The following is a 17,052-nucleotide window of genomic DNA, read 5'->3' as shown; positions in this document are numbered from 1 at the left end:
TCCGTGGTCAGCAATAAGGCCTCAACTCCTTGACGGGCTGATGACTTGACTTGGCTGGCCGACGCCTAGGCTTGAACGTCGCGGGAAGTCGCCGCTTCGAGTTCCTACGCCGACGGTCGCACCGCGAAAGACTTGATACTCGCCCCTAGAGCAGCCGCCCGCCTGAAAATGCGCCAGCTGCGATGCGGCAATGAAGCTGATCGCACGCGGGGAGCCCGGGGGCGCGACGCTCCACTAGCGCACTCGCGCCGGTGAAACGCCTCATTGATTACACAGCGCAGGTGAGTGGCGTCGCATCGACTAGCAGCGATTCGGAGAACGAATCGACGTCCTCCGATTCGCGACAGGTGTCGGCTGCGCGCCCCTCTCGACCTGCGAGAGCGCCGAGCTGAAGTCGTCAGCCCGGTCACATTGGATCGCGGGCCAACACCGCGTGAGCGCGAAGTTGCGGTTGGGCACGCCAGCTGCAAGACCAGCGCTGGCGAGGGCCGGAAGGCGCTGACCTCTCATGCCGGCCCGTCGTCATGCGCCAACCAGGCACGCCTTGGTGATGGCCTCCGGGGTCGCCTCGTGGCCGGGCAGCTCCAACACGATCCGGCCCTCGTACATGACGAGCACGCGATCGCAGAGATCGGCCAGCTCGTCGGGCTCGGAGCTCGCGACCAGCACGGCACCACCTGCGCCGGCCATCTCGCGGATCCTGTCGTGGATGTCCCGCTTCGCCGCCACGTCCACGCCCTCGGTGGGTTCGTTGATGATGAAGACACGCGCTCCCGACATGAGCGCGCGCGCGATCAGGACCTTCTGCTGATTGCCACCGCTGAGGGTGCTGATCCGGTTCCTCGCGACCGAAGCTGGTCGGATGTCGAGCTTGCTCAGCACGGCGTCTACCGCGCTCTGCTCCCGCTTCGCCACGACCAGCGGGATCCGCGACATCACCCGGTAGTCGCGGTCGTTCACCAGGGTCGCGGTGGTCGCCACGGTGAGGTTGCCGATGATGCCGTTGTGCGACCTGTCGTCGGGAATGTAGGCGATGCCGGCCTTCATCGAGGCCTGCCGTGACCGCAACGACACTCGCTCATCCCCGACACGCACTTCTCCCTTGTACTCCCGGTGCAGCCCGGCCAGGCATTCGAGCACCTCCGACATACCTGCCCCCACGAGCCCCGCGAGCCCGACCACCTCACCAGGCCTGAGGTCGACGTCGAACCGCCCGACCACGGGTGGCACGGCGAGACCCGTGACGGTCAGCACCGGCGCTCCTTCCGGTTCGACGACCTCCGACTCCGCGAGCGCCTCCAGCTTGCGCCCCGCAATGAGCTCGCCGAGCTCGTCCTTGGGCATACCGGTCGTCTCCCGCTCGGCCACGACGCCCCCGTGACGCAGGACCACCACCCGCGAGCAGAAGCCGAGCACCTCCTCGAGCCGGTGCGAGATGAAGACCACCCCGAGACCCTCGCTGCGCATGCGCTCGATCGCGGCGAAGACTCGCTTGACCTCCGCCGGGTGCAGTGCCGCGGTCGGCTCGTCGAGGAGCACGATGGAGGGCGCGCGGAGCAGCGCCCGCGCGATCATCACCAGGCGCTGGACCGAGGCGGCACAGTCCCCGGCACGCCTCCCCAGCAGGTCGGAGATGCCGAGGGTCCCTGCCACGCGCGCAGCGCGTTCGACCAGGTCACGCCGACGCCCGCTCACCCCGAGGGTGATGTTGTCCGAGACCGACATCGAAGGCACCAGGTTGAGCTGCTGGGGCACGACCGCGATGCCGGCGTCGAGGGCGTCCCTGGGACTGGCGAAGGTCATCTTCCTACCGGCGACGAGCACCTCTCCAGAGACTGGTCGCTCCACCCCCGCGATGATCCGGGTGAGGGTCGACTTGCCCGCGCCGTTGTGTCCCACGAGTCCGACGACCTCGCCGGCGCGGAGCGTGAAGTCGACCTCCGTCAACGCTTGTACACCGGGGTAGTACTGGGTCGCGGACCGCACCTCCAGTGCCATCTCCTCCGCGAGGGAAGTGCCGGTCATGTGAGGCTCCGCTCCGTCGAGACGAGCCTGGCGAAGAGGATCGCTGCGAGCAGGATCGCGCCCTGGAAGAAGTAGGACGCGTACGCCGGGACCGACATGAGGATGAGTCCGTTCGAGGTGATCGTCGCGATCATCACGCCCACGATCGTCCCCGGCACGTTGAACTCGCCGATCTTGAACATCGCGGCACCGATGAAGCACGCCGCGAACGACGGGAGTAGGACGTCGAGGCCGGAGAGCGGATACGCGGTCGTCTGCTTTCCGGCGAACAGGAAGCCAGCCAATGTAGTGAGAGCGGCTGACAGGATGAAGACGTAGAGCTTGACCCGCGCGTTGTTGATGCCGGCGATCCGCGCTGCGACCGGGTTGCCGCCCACGGCACGCACGTGGCGCCCCAACGTGGAGTGCTCGAGGGTGAGCCATGCCAGCACTGCGACGACGAGCGCGATGAGTGCCAGGTTGGGAACGGGACCGACCGAGCCGCGACAGAAGGCGACCAGACCCTCGGGAAATCCGCCGTAGATCTGCTGGCTGTCCGTGACGACGTACTGCGCGCCGTTGAGGATGGCGCCGACCGCGATAGTCACGATGAGTGCCGGCAGTCCCAGGTAGCCGACCAGGAAACCGTTGGCCATTCCGATGAGGATCCCGACGCCGAGCACGATGACGATCGCGCTGATCGTGGTCAGATTCATGGGTGACAGCAGCTGAGCTGCGCTCACCGTAGCGAGGCCGGCCACCCCCGACAACGAGAGGTCGAACTCGCCGGCAGCGAGGCAGAGCGTGAGACCGATCGCCACGATCGCCGGCAGGGCAGCATCACTGGCGATGGTCTGGAAGTTGTCCACGCTGAGGAAGTTGTCGGCGATGATCGAGAACACCACGACGAGCAACAGTGCGACGACCGGGACTCCGACCTGGCCGAGGAGCCGGCGGCGTCGTTGCTGGCGCTCCAGCCAGGCAGACGCCTCGTCCTGTCCCTGTTCCAGCGTGTGACCCGAAGCGGCCGGAGCGGTCGCCCCCGGCTCAGCGCCCGTGAGCTGTGAGGTCATGCGAAGACCTCGTTCCACCGCGCCAGGAACTGGCTCCGGTAGGCGCCGCCCGCGAACATCCAGTCAGCCGCCTTGGTGCCCTCCGGGACCTGCTCGTCGACGTTCGAGGCATCGAAGACGACATCGGGGACGGGCCGCGTGAGAGCGAGGAGCCTGTTGGGCTCGTCCCCCTTGAGCACGATGAGGACCTGCTCGATGATCGTGTAGCTCTGGTAGGGCCAGTCGACCCAGCTGGTCGCGACGAGCGGACTGGTGCCGCTTCGCACTGCCTCGACGCCGGCGCTCTGGGCGATCCGCCCGTAGACCTGGATGTCCTTCTTGCCTGACTGCTCGATGCCGCTGGCGGCAGGCACGGCGATCGGCGGGTAGTTGCAAAAGATGGCATTGATGTCCGGGTTGGCCTGGATCATGCCCTGCGCCCGCTTGGTGGAGTCACCGACCGTGTCAGTGCCACTGACGGAGTAGTCCGCCGCAACGATCTCGAACTGGTCGTCCAGCCCGATCAGCGTCTCGAAGACCTTTCGTCCTGGCACGAGGGCCTCGGAGACCGGCGCGTCGAGGATTCCGACCTTGACCGGGTCGCTGCCGCGGCGGCTCTTCTGGTCTGACATCAGGTAGTGGGTCAGGAGGAGGGCGTCGTGGTCGAGGAGCGGCCCGTAGTCCACGGCGATGGTGGGGTCGAACTGCGCGAACATAAGGTTACCCACGACCGGGATCCCGGCCGCCTGCGCCTGCTTGAGCTGGGCGTTGATGAAGATGGCTGGGACGACCACCACCACGATGGCGTCGACCTTTCGCGTGATGAACGACGACATGGCGGTCTGCGCCTGGGCCTGGTCTCCCTTGGCGTCGACGGCGATGAACTTCCAGTCCAGCCCCGCGTCCTTCGCTGCCTGCTCCAGCCACTTCTGGATGCTGACCTCGTTCTCGTCGAGGAGCGTCAGGAAGACGACGCCGATTGTCTTGCCCTTGTAGGAGCTGCCGAGCGCGGCCGTCACGTCGGACGCACCGGAGGCGGCGGGGGCGCTTGCCGCTGGCGTGCCCCCGTCCCGGGTGCAGGCGGCGAGCACGGGGACGCCCACGGCCGTCCCGACGAGTCCGCGCAGGACCGTCGCCCGGCTGACGGACGGTTGGCTGGGCAGCGAGCGCCACCCGGGCGTGTTGTTTCCAGACATCTCGTTGATCACCTTTCGTGGTGGAGCCGCGACGGCGCGGCCCCGCTGGAGTGGTTCGGTTCCTGCCCGACCCGAGCCGGCGTGGTGTCGACGCGTTCTGCGCAGTCCGCTGCCTGCGCGAGGAAGTCAAGAACTTCCCGGGTGTCCTCGCCGAGCATGGGGGGACGGCGCCGCGCACCCTCGGCACCGCCGAAGAGTCGCTCGACCATGCCCACCACGTGGCGGACGCCCTCACCCGACTCGTTCGACGTGTCGGAGACGAGTCCTCGGAACTGCGTGACCGGGTGCGCCGACACACCCGCCGAGTCGTTGAGGGCGGCGTAGGCGATGCCGGCACGCTCGAGCCGCTCGATCACGACCGATCGGTCGAGGGTGCCCAGGATCGAGGTGATGGTGGGCGTGAGGACGTCGCGTGCAGCGACACGCTGCGGGTTGGTCGAATACGCCGGGTCGGCGCCCAGATCGGGGCGCTCGATGACGTCGGCGCAGAACCGCAACCACTCGTCGTCGTGCTCGACCGCGAGAAGCACCCGCTCGTCGGCACATGGGAAGACGCCGTACGGCGCGATGGCGTGGTGCTGGTCCGGAGCCCGCGTGTACTCCACCCCGGAGTTGAGAAAGCTGACCAGCATGGGACCGAGGAACTCGGCCGCAACGTCGAACATCGCGACGTCCAACGCTGCGCCGGTGCCCGTCTTCTCACGCCCCAGCAGGGCTCCAAGGACCGTGACGGCGCTGTAGATGCCGGTGGCGACGTCGGCGATCGAGACTCCCACGCGCATGGGCTGCTCGGGGGTGCCGGTAAGGCTCATGACGCCGGCCTCCGCCTGGATCAGCATGTCGTAGGCCTTGCGACCGGCATACGGCCCGTCGGCGCCGTAGCCCGAGATGTGGCACGACACGAGCGCCGGATAGCGCTCCAGGCCCTCCTTGTCGACTCCCAGCCGCCGGGCCGAGGCAGGGCTCAGGTTCTGCACAAACACGTCGGCGCGCGCCAGCAACTGCCCCAGCGCGTCACGGCCCTCGGGTGACTTGAGGTCGAGGAGGACCGACTTCTTCCCGCGGTTGAGCCACCAGAACTGGGCGCCCTCGCCACGCACGTTGCTGTCCCAACGGCGGGAGAAGTCGCCGGACGGCGGACGTTCGATCTTGATGACCTCGGCGCCCAGCTCGTGGAGGATCCTCGTGCACAGGGGGCCGGCGACGGAGTGCTCGATCGCGACCACCAACCGGCCGGCGAGCGGGCCTTGGCGGGGCGTCGAGTCAAGAGCATTGGAAGTCAATGAAGTACCCTTGCTAGAAAATAATGCATTCCTCTTGCGAAAGATACTTCCGGCCTCATACCGTGTCAACCATGAAGAAGACCCAGACATTGGAAGCGCTCGCCGGCGGTGACGCCGCGCAGGCGGTCGTGACGGCGTGGTTCAAGAACGAGGGCGACACAGTCGCTGCAGGCGAGGTCCTGCTGGAGGTCGAAGCCGAGAAGTCCGCGTCCGAGATCGAGTCCGCACACGACGGGATCCTCAGCAGGATCGTTGCCGTCGTGGGCGACGAGGTCGAGATCGGCGACGCCATCGCTGAGTTCGAGGTCTCGGAGTGACCTCCGGTCGAGCGACCCCCGGGACGACCCTCGATGCCGGCGACGCTCTCTTCACGATGCAACTCATCCGCTACTTCGACGAGCGCGTAGTCGAGCTCTACAACCAGAAGCTGGTGCGCGGCTCGGCTCATCCATACATCGGGATGGAGGCGATCGCCACGGGGATCATCTCGGCACTGGGCGACCAGGACCTGATCACCTCCACCCATCGGGGGCACGGTCACTGCCTGGCGCGCGGACTCGACCCCTCCCGGATGCTGGCCGAGGTGCTCGGTCGCAAGAGCGGCTACTGCCGCGGCAAGGGCGGCAGCATGCACATCACGGCGATGGAGCACGGCATGCTCGGAGCGGACGGCATCGTCGGCGGATCCCACGCCATCGCTGTCGGCGCTGCCTATGCCTCACGACTGCAAGGCCGGGACACGGTGGTCGCCTGCTTCTTCGGGGACGGCGCCGCCAACGAGGGCAGCTTCCACGAGGCGTGCAACCTCGCGAGCGTGCTGGATGCACCGGTGGTCTTCGTCTGCGAGAACAATGGCTGGGCCCTCTCGACCCGCGCCAGCTCCACGATGCGGATCGACGACATCTCGACCCGCGCGGCCGGCTACGGGTTCCCGGGTGTCACCGTCGACGGCAACGACGTCCACGCCGTACGAGCGGCAGCCGACGAGGCGGTTGCGCGTGCCCGGTCGGGCGCCGGTCCGACCCTCATCGAGGCGAAGACCCACCGCATGAGCGCGCACTCCGCGTTCGCCACCGGTGAGACCAGCACAACGGAAGAGCTCGCGGCATGGGCGGAGCGCGACCCGATCGAGGCGCTCGTCCGCAGGTCCATCTCCACCGGCGAGCTCACTGATGAGGCGGTCGCGGAGACCCGTGTGCGCGCTCGCGCCGCCATCGAAGCCGCCACCGAGCACGCCGTCAACGACGAACAGCCCGACCCCGAGACCGCCTTCGAGGACGTCTACGCGTCCTCCCACTGGACCAAGGAGATGCGACTCGCATGAGCGAGAACATGATGCGGACGATCAGCATGTCCGAAGCCCTCAACGAGGCGATGCACGAGGAGATGGAGCGGGACGATCGCGTCTTCGCGATCGGGGAGGACATCGCTCGCAACGGCGGGCTGTTCGGTGTGACGAAGGGTCTGCTGCCGCGCTTCGGCGCAGCCCGGGTGATCGACTCGCCAATCTCCGAAGCCGCCATCTCCGGGGCCGGTGTCGGCGCTGCGCTGGTGGGCTCGCGGCCCGTCGTGGAGCTGCAGCACTTCGACTTCGTCACCCTGGCCATGGACCAGCTGGTCAACCACGCCGCGAAGTGGCGCTACATGTCGGGCGGCGCCGTCACCGTTCCGCTGGTCGTGCGTGGCCCGATCGCCAACGGCGTGGGGCTTGCAGCCCAGCACTCCCAGTCCCTGGAGTCGTGGTTCGTCCACACCCCAGGCCTCGTGGTGATCATGCCGTCGACGCCCTACGACGCCAAGGGACTCCTCAAGGCTGCGATCCGGGACGACAACCCCACCCTGATGCTCGAGAAGCGGCTCCTCTACACGCGGACCGGTGAGGTTCCGACCGGCGACTACGTCGTCCCGATCGGCGTCGCCGACGTGAAGCGCGAGGGCGACGACGTCACCGTTGTGGCGATCTCCGGTGGCGTGCCGCTGGCGCTGCAGGTGGCACGCAAGCTCGAGCCCGAAGGCATCGACGTCGAGGTCATCGACCCGCGCACGCTCAAGCCGCTCGACCTCGACACGATCGTCACCTCGATCGCCAAGACCGGTCGGCTCGTCGTGGTCAGCGAGGGCGCCCGTGCGGGCGGATACGCAAGCGAGGTCGTGGCGCGTGTCATCGACGCGGCGTGGGGCAGCCTGCGGACCGCGCCCATCCGCGTCACCGCTGCCGACACGCCGATCCCGTACGCCGGGCCGCTCGAGCGGGAGGTCCTGCCCCAGGTCCACGACGTCATGACCGCGGTCCGCAACGTAATGGAGAAGGGACGCACCCAGCATGTCGCAGTTTGAGGCACGTGCATTCGTCGGCAACGAGCCCGTGGACGCCGCCGACGGTCAGACCTTCGAGACCATCGACCCCGCGACCGGCGAGGTCCTCGCCGACGTCGCGCGCGGCAGGGCTTCGGACGTCGACGCCGCCGTCGACAGTGCGCGCAGAGCGCAGCCGGCGTGGGCCAGGATGACCCCCCGGGACCGCGGCGAGGTGCTGCAGTCGATCAGCGACGCCGTCGCCGAGCACCACGAGGAGCTGGCCCGGGTCGAGTCGCTCGACACAGGCAAGCCGCTCGCCCAGGCACGGGGAGACGTCGCGACGACCTCGCGATACTTCTCGTTCTACGCCAGCCTCGCCGACAAGCTGTTCGGGACCAGCATGCCGATGGGTCCCGGCTACCTCGACTACACCGTGCGCGAGCCACTGGGCGTGAGCGGCCAGATCGTGCCGTGGAACTACCCTCTCCAGATCGGCTCCCGCGGCGCCGCTGCCGCGCTGGCCGCGGGCAACGCCGTCGTCGTCAAGCCGGCCGAGCAGGCGCCGCTCTCCCTCGTCCAGCTCGCTGTCATCGCCCGCGACGCCGGTCTCCCGGAGGGACTTCTCAACGTCGTACCCGGTCTGGGCGCCGAGGCCGGTGCTGCGCTGGCCGGCCACCCCCGCATCGACCAGGTTACGTTCACAGGGTCAGTCGCGACCGGCTCGGCAGTGATGGCCGCCGCGGCGAGCAACATCGTTCCCGTGACCCTTGAGTTGGGCGGCAAGTGTCCCAACCTGCTCTTCGACGACTGCGACCTGGCGCGCGCCCTGCCCGTCGTGCGGAACGCGATCCTCCAGAACGCCGGTCAGACCTGCTCCGCCGCGACCCGGCTGATCGTGCACCGAAGCCTCCACCGCCAGGCGGTCGAGTGGCTGATGAAGGAGTTCGCACAGGTGACCGTCGGCCGCGGAGTGGACGATCCCGACATGGGACCGCTGATCACGTCCCGCCAGCTCGAGATGGTCTCGGGCTTCGTCGAGAGCGTGCGCTCAGAGGCCTCCGTCGTCTGTGGTGGCGAGGTCCTCACCGACGGCGCCCTGGGTAGGGGCAGCTTCTACGCACCGACTCTCATCGACGACGCGGCTCCGGACTCGCGCGTCGCACGCGAGGAGATCTTCGGCCCCGTGCTCACCGTCCTTCCCTTCGATACCGAGGAGGAGGCGATCCGGCTGGCGAACGGCACCGATTACGGGCTGGTGTGCGGCGTCTGGACCCGTGACGTGTCCCGGGCGCACCGCGTGGCCTCGGCCCTGCGCTCCGGACAGGTCTTCGTCAACGGGTACGGCGCGGCCGGCGGCGTCGAGCTGCCGTTCGGCGGCTACGGCAAGAGCGGGTTCGGCCGGGAGAAGGGCGTCGAGGGCCTCAACTCGTACCTGCAGACGAAGAACGTCTGCGTAGTGCTGGAGGAGCTGGCATGACCGAGATGGCGATGCAACGACACCCGTCCCAACTGACCCCGACCCAGAAGGTGATCGCTCGCCGGATGACCGAGGCGCAAGCGGTGCCCATCTTCACCGCCACGCGTGACGTGGACGTGACGCGACTCGTCCGACAGCGCGCGCAGGTCAAGGCCGCGGGAGACCGTCCGGCGTCACTCAACGACGTCCTGGTCGCGTGCGTCGCCCGCGCGTTGCGCGAGCACCCCCGAGTCAACGGGAGCTATGACCCAGCCGGCTTCGTCCTCAACGACGAGGTGAACGTCGGCGTGGCCGTGGCCGCCGGTGACCGGTTGCTCGTGCCTGTGGTGAAGGCTGCGGACCGACTCCCGCTCGAAGAGATCGGCCGCGAGACCGCTCGCCTCGCTGAGGCGGTGCGCACGGGAGCCGTCGCAGCCGCGGACCTCTCGGGCGCCACGTTCACCATCTCCAACCTGGGCATGCTGGGCGTTGACAGCTTCACCGCGATGATCAACGTGCCCCAGGCTGCGATCCTGGCGGTGGGGCGGGTCCGCAGGGTCGCCACCTTCGAGGACGGCACCGTCGGCGTGGCGCACGTGATGTCACTGACGATCACCGCCGACCACCGGATCGTGTATGGCGCGGACGCGGCACGGTTCCTCGCGAGCGTCGACGACGAGCTGCAGGCCACCACGCTCGCCCCGCGGTCATGAGCGCGCCGCCTCGGACGGTCCGTTCGGCCCTCTGCCTCCCCGCGTCCGTCCCACGTTTCATCGAGCGCGCCCGTGACCTCCCGGTCGACCAGGTGATCCTCGACCTCGAGGACTCGGTGGCGGCCGACCTCAAGGCGACGGCGCGGTCCGCCGCCGTCGCCGCCGTCGACGCCGTTGCCGGCGGTTGCTGGCGCGCACGCAGCCTGGCAGTCCGCATCAATGCATACGGCGGCCCATGGGCTGAGGCCGACCTCGCCGCCCTCGCCGCCTGTGCACCTTTCCTGTCCGAGGTGGTCGTCCCCAAGGTCCACGACCTGCAGACCCTCGACGCCGTCGACGAGGTGCTGGCCCGCCATGAGCGTGCTGCCGGGATGCAGGCCGGCACGATCGGGGTCCAGGTGCAGGTGGAGGACGCCGCCGGCCTGATGGCCGTCGACCTGCTTGCGTCCCACTCGCGCGTGTCCACACTGGCCTTCGGTCCCGTCGACTTCACCGCGAGCCTCGGCCTGCGGACCAGGATCGGCGGGGAGGACACCGCCGATGTGGTGGCCTGCGCCTTCGACTTCGCACTCATGCGCATAGCCGTCGCAGCACGGGCACACGGCAAGGCGTCGCTCGACGGCCCGTACGTCGCGATCCTCGACTCAGAGGGGCTTGCCAGGTCCGCCACGCGCAGCGCTGCACTCGGGTTCGACGGGAAGTGGGTGCTCCATCCCGACCAATTGGAGGTGGTGAACCGGGTGTTTACCCCTTCTGCCGAGGAGGTCGCCGTGGCCGAGGCGGTGATTGCCTCGACCACTGCCCCACGTGGGGCAGTCGTGCTCGATGGCGAGATGGTCGACGAGGCGACGCGCAAGCAGGCCGCCGTCGTTCTCGCGCGAGCCGCAGCGGGGCGTCGATGACGCCATCGCCCATGCCTGAAGGACGCAAGCTCCTCCGACTCGAAGTCCGCAACGCGGAGACTCCGATCGAGCGCAAGCCGGAGTGGATCAAGACCCGCGCCAAGACGGGTCCTGAGTACACCTCCCTGCAGAATCTGGTGAAGTCCGAGGGCCTGCACACGGTGTGCCAGGAGGCCGGCTGCCCCAACATCTTCGAGTGCTGGGAGGACCGCGAAGCCACCTTCCTCATCGGCGGCGACCAGTGCACCCGACGCTGCGACTTCTGCCAGATCGACACCGGCAAGCCGCAGCCGCTCGACCGTGACGAGCCGCGCCGCGTGGCCGAGTCGGTGCAGAAGATGCAGCTGCGCTACGCCACGATCACCGGCGTCGCCCGCGACGACCTGCCCGACGGCGGCGCCTGGCTCTACGCCGAGACGGTCCGCGCGATCCACGAGCTCACCGCTGACAACGACGAGGGCGCCACCGGGGTGGAGAACCTGATCCCCGACTTCAACGGCAAGCCCGACCTCCTCCAGGAGGTCTTCGAGTCGCGTCCCGAGGTGCTCGCGCACAACGTGGAGACGGTCCCGCGGATCTTCAAGCGGATCCGCCCGGCCTTCCGCTACGACCGCTCGCTCGACGTGATCACCCAGGCGCGCGACTTCGGTCTGGTGACCAAGTCCAACCTCATCCTCGGCATGGGCGAGACCCGCGAGGAGGTCAGCCAGGCGCTGCGCGACCTCCACGAGGCCGGCTGCGAGCTGATCACCATCACCCAGTACCTCCGCCCCTCCCCCCGGCACCACCCCGTCGAGCGGTGGGTCAAGCCGGAGGAGTTTGTCGAGCTCAAGGCCGAGGCCGACGAGATCGGCTTCGCCGGCGCGCTCTCGGGTCCGCTGGTCCGCTCGTCCTACCGCGCCGGACGGTTGTACCGGGATGCACTGGAGGCGCGACGAACCGCCGTCGAAGGGTGACTGCCGGCTCCCGGCTGCAAGGATCAGTCGGGGACGTCGACGTCGAACGGGTCAGCGGGAGGTTCTTGACCGGTGAGGTGCTCGATCAGCCTGCGGTAGCTGCCCCAGAGATGTTCGCCGACGTGTCGCTCTATCGCATCGTTGTCCGCCGCGGCCGCTGCCGCCAGCAACCGCCGGTGCTCGCGCAATGACTCGGGCGTCCTGTCCGACAGCACCTTCATCACGTCCCACGGGAAGTTCTGCCACAGGGCCTCGATCTCCTCGACGAGGCCGGGCAGACCGCAGTTGTCGTAGAAGGTGAAGTGGAAGTCGCGGTTCAACGCACCGACGAGCGTGTGGTCCCCGGACTCATAGGCCTTCTCCATCCGGCCCGCGAGATCCTCGGCACGACGGAAGTCCATCGCCGACATCCGACGAGCCGCACGCTGCATCGCATGGGTCTCGAGCAGGCGCCGGACGACGTAGGTGGACCGGAGTCGGTCGGGGCTGGCGGCAGCGACGCGTACGCCCTTGCGGGGTTCGCCGACGAGGATCCCCTCGGCGTGGAGCAGCCGGATCGCCTCTCGGATCGGCGTGATGCTCACGTCGAACCGCTCGGCCAGCTCGTCCTGGCGGACCCGTGAGCCCCGGGGAATCTCGCCCGAGGCGATTAGGTCACGCAGCTGCTGCGCGACCTGGTCGCGCTTGGTCATTCCGTTGGATCTCATGCTCTTTTCCCACCGTCACCGGTCGTCCGCGGCCGGGTCTGCCACTTGTGGGTCATGATCCCCTCATCCCTCAGATGAGACCATAGAGGGCTCAGCAACGGTAGGCGTGCCGGCGGTCACGACATCGACGGTGAGCGCTCCGGCACAGGTCGGGCAAAAGTACTCCCGCAACTGCACGGCTGGTTCCTCCAGCCTGAGCCGAACGTTCATGTCGAGCTCGGCGTACCTCTCGGAGACCCCGCGCTCGCGCAGGACGGCCTGCTCCCGCCATCCAGTCCGTCCCAAGCCAGTGCCGCAGTAGCCGCAGCCCCACGTGCCGGCGTCGTCACGCACCAGCGCGACACCGACACCGTTGCTCGGGAGCGCCTGCGGGAGGGTCGGCTCGACACCGATCCGGTCGCGTCGGATGTCGGCGCGCGCCGCCTCCGTCGCTGCCCCGTCGACGCCGTCGGGCGCATCAGGGTCGAGCACCACGCCGTACGCCGCGCGCGCGTGCGCGATCGAGACATAGTCCGCTGACACATCTGCGGCCACCAGCGCCGGGTCGCGCAGCAGCGGATCGCCCAGACCACCGCCGCCACCCGAGGTCGCGAGCCAGACGTCGTGGGGTCGGATCGTCGTGTGAGTGATCTTGGAGGCGATCCGGGGGTTGTCACCCATGATCGAGCCGCGACCGGGGAGGCGTTGAGCGTCGAGCATCTCGCTGACGTTGGTGTCGCGGTAGATCGAGAAGCTCCCGGTCGAGGCGGGGTGGCCGCCGCCGAATCCCCTGGGAGGCACTTCCGCGCAGGCGTTGAAGGCGGGGCCGGAGGCGCCGTGCTCCCCGAGGATCGTGTAGGCCTGCTCGAGGCCCTGCCCCCCTCGAGTGGTGCCGGGCCCACCCGAGTTGGGAACGATGCGACGCCACAGGAACAGCACCGGGTCGGACGCTTCGTGGGTCTCCACGTCGGCCATCGAGCACCCCGTGAGGCACGTGCACCCGTAGGCGTCCTGCCCGTCCGCGACAGTCTGCGCTCCACCGCCCTCCCCCACGGCGTTGTCGGTGTAGAACATGACCGAGTGGCCGCCGTGCTGGTTGGGCCCGAAGGTCGCGTTCGCCGGGTACCCGTCCTGGCCCTGGCCTGCTACGCGTGAGCGCAGCTCCTCGTCGCCGCTGAGCGCGAGCGCCTGCGACAGAGCGTCCTTGACCATCTTGGAGACACGGAGCCCGACCTCCGAGTGCGCATTGCTGACGGGCGCGGGTGGGACCGAGTTGACGATCGTGCCCTGGGGGCCGAGGTCGAAGGAGAGGGGGCGCCACACGCCACCGTTCAGCGGGAGGTCGCCGTAGCCCAGCACGGTCAGCAACCCGGACATGGTCTGACCCCACATCGCACCCTGGGTGGAGTTGATGTAGGCGTCGATCTGTGGGACGCCGGCGTACTCGAAGTGCAGGTTCGAGCCGCGGACGTGGAGCTTGAGACTCAGCTCGAGGAGCTGGTCCGGTCCGTCGTGGCCGTCGAACTCGTTCCAGTCAAGCGCATGGTAGACGCCGTCCGGGATCCGTTCGATGCGCTGGCGCAGCACCCGCTCCGAGAGATCCTTGTTGACCTCGCTGAACTGGCGGTGCCGCTCAAGCCCGAACTCGTCGAGCACGTCGACGAGCTTGCGCGAGGCGGTGTTGTTGGCCGCGATCATGCTGCGGATGTCGTTGAGCACCTCGTCGCTGGCGCGCACGTTGGCGGCGATGAAGCTCTCCCACTGCGAGTCCATCTCACCGTCGCGGATGATTCGTACCGGCGGGAAGCGCAGCCCCTCCTGGTAGACGTCGCGGGCCCCGGGGGCGAAGGCGGAGACGCCGACGCCACCGATGTCGGTGACGTGCATGTCCGCGAAGCTCCAACCGACGTGCTCGTTCCGGTAGAAGGTCGGCATGATGATCGAGACGTCACCCTGGTGCATCGCGCCGGCGGTGTGCGGGTCGTTGACGATCCAGCCGTCGCCCGGGCGGATCACCTGGTCACGGGTGAGGTCGGCGATCGCACGCGTGCCGATGAGCGACGAGGCGAGGTGGAAGATCACGTGGGTCATGAAACTGATGTGCTCGGGCTTGGTGTCGAGCAGGCAGGTGGAGAAGTCCTTGGCCTCGGTGACGATCGCCGATCCACACGTACGGACGAGGCTGACCGCCATCTCCTTGGTGACGTTCTCCAGCGCCTTGCGGTGCACCTCGGCGGCGACGACGTCGTAGCCGGTGGCGGTGTTGCTCATCAGGAAACCTCCATCACGAAGTTGCCGTGCTGGTCGAGGGTGAGCTCGCAGTCCACGGGCACGTAGATCGTTGTGTCGCCGGCGTCGATGATGGTCGGTCCCTCGACCGACATCCCCGGATCGAGACGGCTGGCCAGGTAGATCGGGATCTCGACGGTCTCGCGGGTCTCGGGCAGGCAGACGAGGCGACTCCCGAGCCTGGCCCCATCGAGACCCGCAGCGCCGTTGCCGGCGACCGGTGGCTCTTCGGCCGGCCGGGGGAAGGAGCCGGTGGCCGTGACCGAGACGCTGACCATCGTGACCGGGACGTCCTTCCAGGCAGTCCCGCTTCCGTAGGTCTCCTCGTAGGTGACGTGGAACTGCTTCGCGATGTCCTCGGCGTCCGACTCCGTGAGCGGGCGGTCGGGCAGATCGATGGTCAATTCGAAGGACTGTCCCCGGAAGCGGAGATCGGCGCTGACCCGCTGGTGGACCCGGTCCTCACCGAATCCCTCCTCGCTGAGCGCCGTGGCGGACTCCATGAGCAGACGCTTGATGATCAGGTTGACCGACTCGACGAGCTCCGGCTGGCTGAGATCCCAGCGTGCCGCCTGGTCCCTCCGCACGACGAAGTCGGCGGCGAGGAGTCCGCGGGCACAGAAGACCGAGCTGTTGGCGGGCATCACCACCCGTCCGATGCCGAGCCTGCGCGCGATCTGGCCGGCGAACATTGGGAGCGTGCCGCCGTAGGCCAGGAAGAGGAAGTCGCGAGGGTCGTAGCCGCGGTTGACGCTGACCTCGCGCACCGCGGTGGCCATGTTGACCACCGCCAGGTCGTGCACGGCGCACGCCGCCTCGCTCGCGCTCCAGCCGAACGGCTCGCGATACACGTTCTCGAGCGCGGCCGCCGACTTCTCCGGGTAGAGCGGCACGCGACCATCGAGGTAACGCGCGGGATCGATGAAGCCCAGCACCACCATGGCGTCAGTCACGGTCGGTTCGGTGCCGCCCCGTCCGAGGGCGGCCGGACCGGGCGTCGAGCTGGCACTGCGCGGACCGACGGTCGGCACGCCGCGCTCACCTATAGCGGCGATCGACCCGCCACCCGCGCCGACCGAGATGACGTCGACGATGTTGACCCCGGTCTGGAAGAGGTCGATGTCGAGGTTTTTGGCGACCTTCACCTCGTTGTTGACGATGATGCCGGTGTCGAAGCTGGTGCCGCCCATGTCGCCGAGCAGGACACGGCTCTCCCCCATCCGCTTGGCCAGCTCGTTGGCGCCGATCGCACCGGCGGCCGGTCCGGACCCGAGGAGGGCAAGAGGGTTGGTACGGGCACGGTCGAGGCTGATGCCGCCGCCCAGTCCCTGGAAGAACATGAGCCCGCCGGCCAACCCACTGGCCGTCAGCTGGGAGCCTAGGGAGTCCAGGTAGACCTGGGCGTCCCGGTGAACGAAGGAGTTGAGGACCGTCGTCGTGAAGCGCCGCGTCTCGCCGGCCACGGGGAAGACCTCGTGCGAGGTCGAGATGAACAGGTCGGGGTACATCTCCCGGGCAATCTGGAGGACGCGACGCTCGTGGGTCTCGTTGGCATAGCTGTGCATGAGGCAGATGGCCAGGGAGTCGACCTGCTCCTCCTCGACCAGGTGTCGCAGGCGAGCTGCCACCTCGTCCTCGTCGAGCGGCACCAGCACGGTGCCGTCCCAGGTGACTCTCTCCTCGACCTCGGCGATGGCCGATCGCGACAGCAGGTCGGGCACGTTGACCTGAAGGTGGTCGTCGAGCACCGAGAGCCGCGGGCCACCGGCGAAGCGGAGCACGTCGCGGAAGCCGGACGTCACGAGAAGTCCGACCGAACAGCCTCTCAGCTCGGTGATCGTGTTCGTCACGACTGTCGTGCCGTTGACGAAGAGGTCAGTGCGGGCCAAGAGCTCACCGAGGCTGAGTCCGAAGCGGCCGGCAGCCACCGTGACTGCCTCCAGCACCCCCCGGCTGAAGTCGTCGTAGGTCGTCAGGGCCTTGCCGCGCTCGACCTTCCCGCCGTACAGGACGGCGACGTCGGTGTGCGTGCCGCCGACGTCGACGCCGATGAACCCGCCGCTACCACCATGGTGTTGTTCCACGTCTACCTGCCTCTTGTCCGACCGCCCACACGCGGTGCCTCTCGGCGCTGCGCCGTTGAGATCCACACTGTAGAGCGGTACCTTAGGGCACAGCAAGGGGCATTCTCTTACAAATAATACCTAAAAGGAGATT

General features: G+C 68.3%; 14 protein-coding genes. 7 read left to right on the top strand and 7 right to left on the bottom strand.

The features are described 5' to 3' along the window. Positions 1–522: 522 nt before the first annotated feature. From ASC64_RS03100 to ASC64_RS03085, 4 genes are read right to left on the bottom strand one after another with little or no spacing between them, the layout of a single operon-like run. Positions 523–2,025: a sugar ABC transporter ATP-binding protein gene (locus ASC64_RS03100; protein ID WP_056906019.1), complete on the bottom strand. Its 1,503-nt coding sequence runs from the start codon at positions 2,023–2,025 to the stop codon at positions 523–525. Continuing rightward, on the bottom strand, positions 2,022–3,077 hold the full coding sequence (locus ASC64_RS03095; RefSeq protein ID WP_056906018.1) for an ABC transporter permease: 1,056 nt from the start codon (positions 3,075–3,077) through the stop codon (positions 2,022–2,024). Before ASC64_RS03095 ends, ASC64_RS03100 begins: the two co-directional genes overlap by 4 nt. Further along, on the bottom strand, positions 3,074–4,252 hold the full coding sequence (locus tag ASC64_RS03090; RefSeq protein ID WP_156384981.1) for a sugar ABC transporter substrate-binding protein: 1,179 nt from the start codon (positions 4,250–4,252) through the stop codon (positions 3,074–3,076). Before ASC64_RS03090 ends, ASC64_RS03095 begins: the two co-directional genes overlap by 4 nt. An 8-nt stretch (positions 4,253–4,260) precedes the next feature. Next, complete coding sequence (locus tag ASC64_RS03085; RefSeq protein WP_162245765.1) at positions 4,261–5,535, bottom strand: CaiB/BaiF CoA transferase family protein; 1,275 nt, start codon at positions 5,533–5,535, stop codon at positions 4,261–4,263. Positions 5,536–5,606: 71 nt separating this feature from the next. Between ASC64_RS03085 and ASC64_RS03080 the strand changes: the two genes are divergently transcribed. Genes ASC64_RS03080 through lipA form a run of 7 tightly spaced genes read left to right on the top strand, consistent with a single transcriptional unit; the run spans position 5,607 to position 11,860 of the window. After that, complete coding sequence (locus ASC64_RS03080; protein ID WP_056906015.1) at positions 5,607–5,852, top strand: lipoyl domain-containing protein; 246 nt, start codon at positions 5,607–5,609, stop codon at positions 5,850–5,852. 56 nt (positions 5,853–5,908) lie between these two features. Further along, positions 5,909–6,859, top strand: a complete 951-nt coding sequence (locus ASC64_RS03075) for a thiamine pyrophosphate-dependent dehydrogenase E1 component subunit alpha (protein ID WP_156384980.1) — start codon at positions 5,909–5,911, stop codon at positions 6,857–6,859. Continuing rightward, the gene (locus tag ASC64_RS03070; protein ID WP_056906013.1) at positions 6,856–7,872 is read left to right on the top strand and encodes an alpha-ketoacid dehydrogenase subunit beta; all 1,017 of its coding nucleotides are present in this window, start codon (positions 6,856–6,858) and stop codon (positions 7,870–7,872) included. The genes ASC64_RS03075 and ASC64_RS03070 overlap by 4 nt, the downstream gene beginning before the upstream one ends. Beyond that, positions 7,859–9,310, top strand: a complete 1,452-nt coding sequence (locus ASC64_RS03065; RefSeq protein ID WP_056906012.1) for an aldehyde dehydrogenase family protein — start codon at positions 7,859–7,861, stop codon at positions 9,308–9,310. Before ASC64_RS03070 ends, ASC64_RS03065 begins: the two co-directional genes overlap by 14 nt. Continuing rightward, on the top strand, positions 9,307–10,002 hold the full coding sequence (locus ASC64_RS03060) for a 2-oxo acid dehydrogenase subunit E2 (protein WP_056906011.1): 696 nt from the start codon (positions 9,307–9,309) through the stop codon (positions 10,000–10,002). Before ASC64_RS03065 ends, ASC64_RS03060 begins: the two co-directional genes overlap by 4 nt. Further along, complete coding sequence (locus ASC64_RS03055; RefSeq protein WP_056906010.1) at positions 9,999–10,904, top strand: HpcH/HpaI aldolase/citrate lyase family protein; 906 nt, start codon at positions 9,999–10,001, stop codon at positions 10,902–10,904. The genes ASC64_RS03060 and ASC64_RS03055 overlap by 4 nt, the downstream gene beginning before the upstream one ends. 11 nt (positions 10,905–10,915) lie before the next feature. Then, positions 10,916–11,860, top strand: coding sequence for a lipoyl synthase (lipA, locus tag ASC64_RS03050; protein WP_439956784.1), 945 nt, complete (start codon positions 10,916–10,918; stop codon positions 11,858–11,860). Positions 11,861–11,883: 23 nt separating this feature from the next. On the opposite strand, the gene ASC64_RS03045 is transcribed toward lipA, so the two are convergent. From ASC64_RS03045 to ASC64_RS03035, 3 genes are all read right to left on the bottom strand, one after another. Continuing rightward, positions 11,884–12,567, bottom strand: coding sequence for a GntR family transcriptional regulator (locus tag ASC64_RS03045; RefSeq protein WP_082550147.1), 684 nt, complete (start codon positions 12,565–12,567; stop codon positions 11,884–11,886). 63 nt (positions 12,568–12,630) lie between these two features. Further along, positions 12,631–14,817, bottom strand: coding sequence for a hydantoinase B/oxoprolinase family protein (locus ASC64_RS03040; protein WP_056906007.1), 2,187 nt, complete (start codon positions 14,815–14,817; stop codon positions 12,631–12,633). Beyond that, complete coding sequence (locus tag ASC64_RS03035; protein WP_056906006.1) at positions 14,817–16,919, bottom strand: hydantoinase/oxoprolinase family protein; 2,103 nt, start codon at positions 16,917–16,919, stop codon at positions 14,817–14,819. Before ASC64_RS03035 ends, ASC64_RS03040 begins: the two co-directional genes overlap by 1 nt. Positions 16,920–17,052: the final 133 nt, after the last annotated feature.

The sequence above is a fragment of the Nocardioides sp. Root122 genome (assembly GCF_001425025.1).
Classification (GTDB): domain Bacteria; phylum Actinomycetota; class Actinomycetes; order Propionibacteriales; family Nocardioidaceae; genus Nocardioides.
Note: the sequence above shows the minus strand (reverse complement) of the source record. Positions and strands in the feature narration are given on the sequence as shown.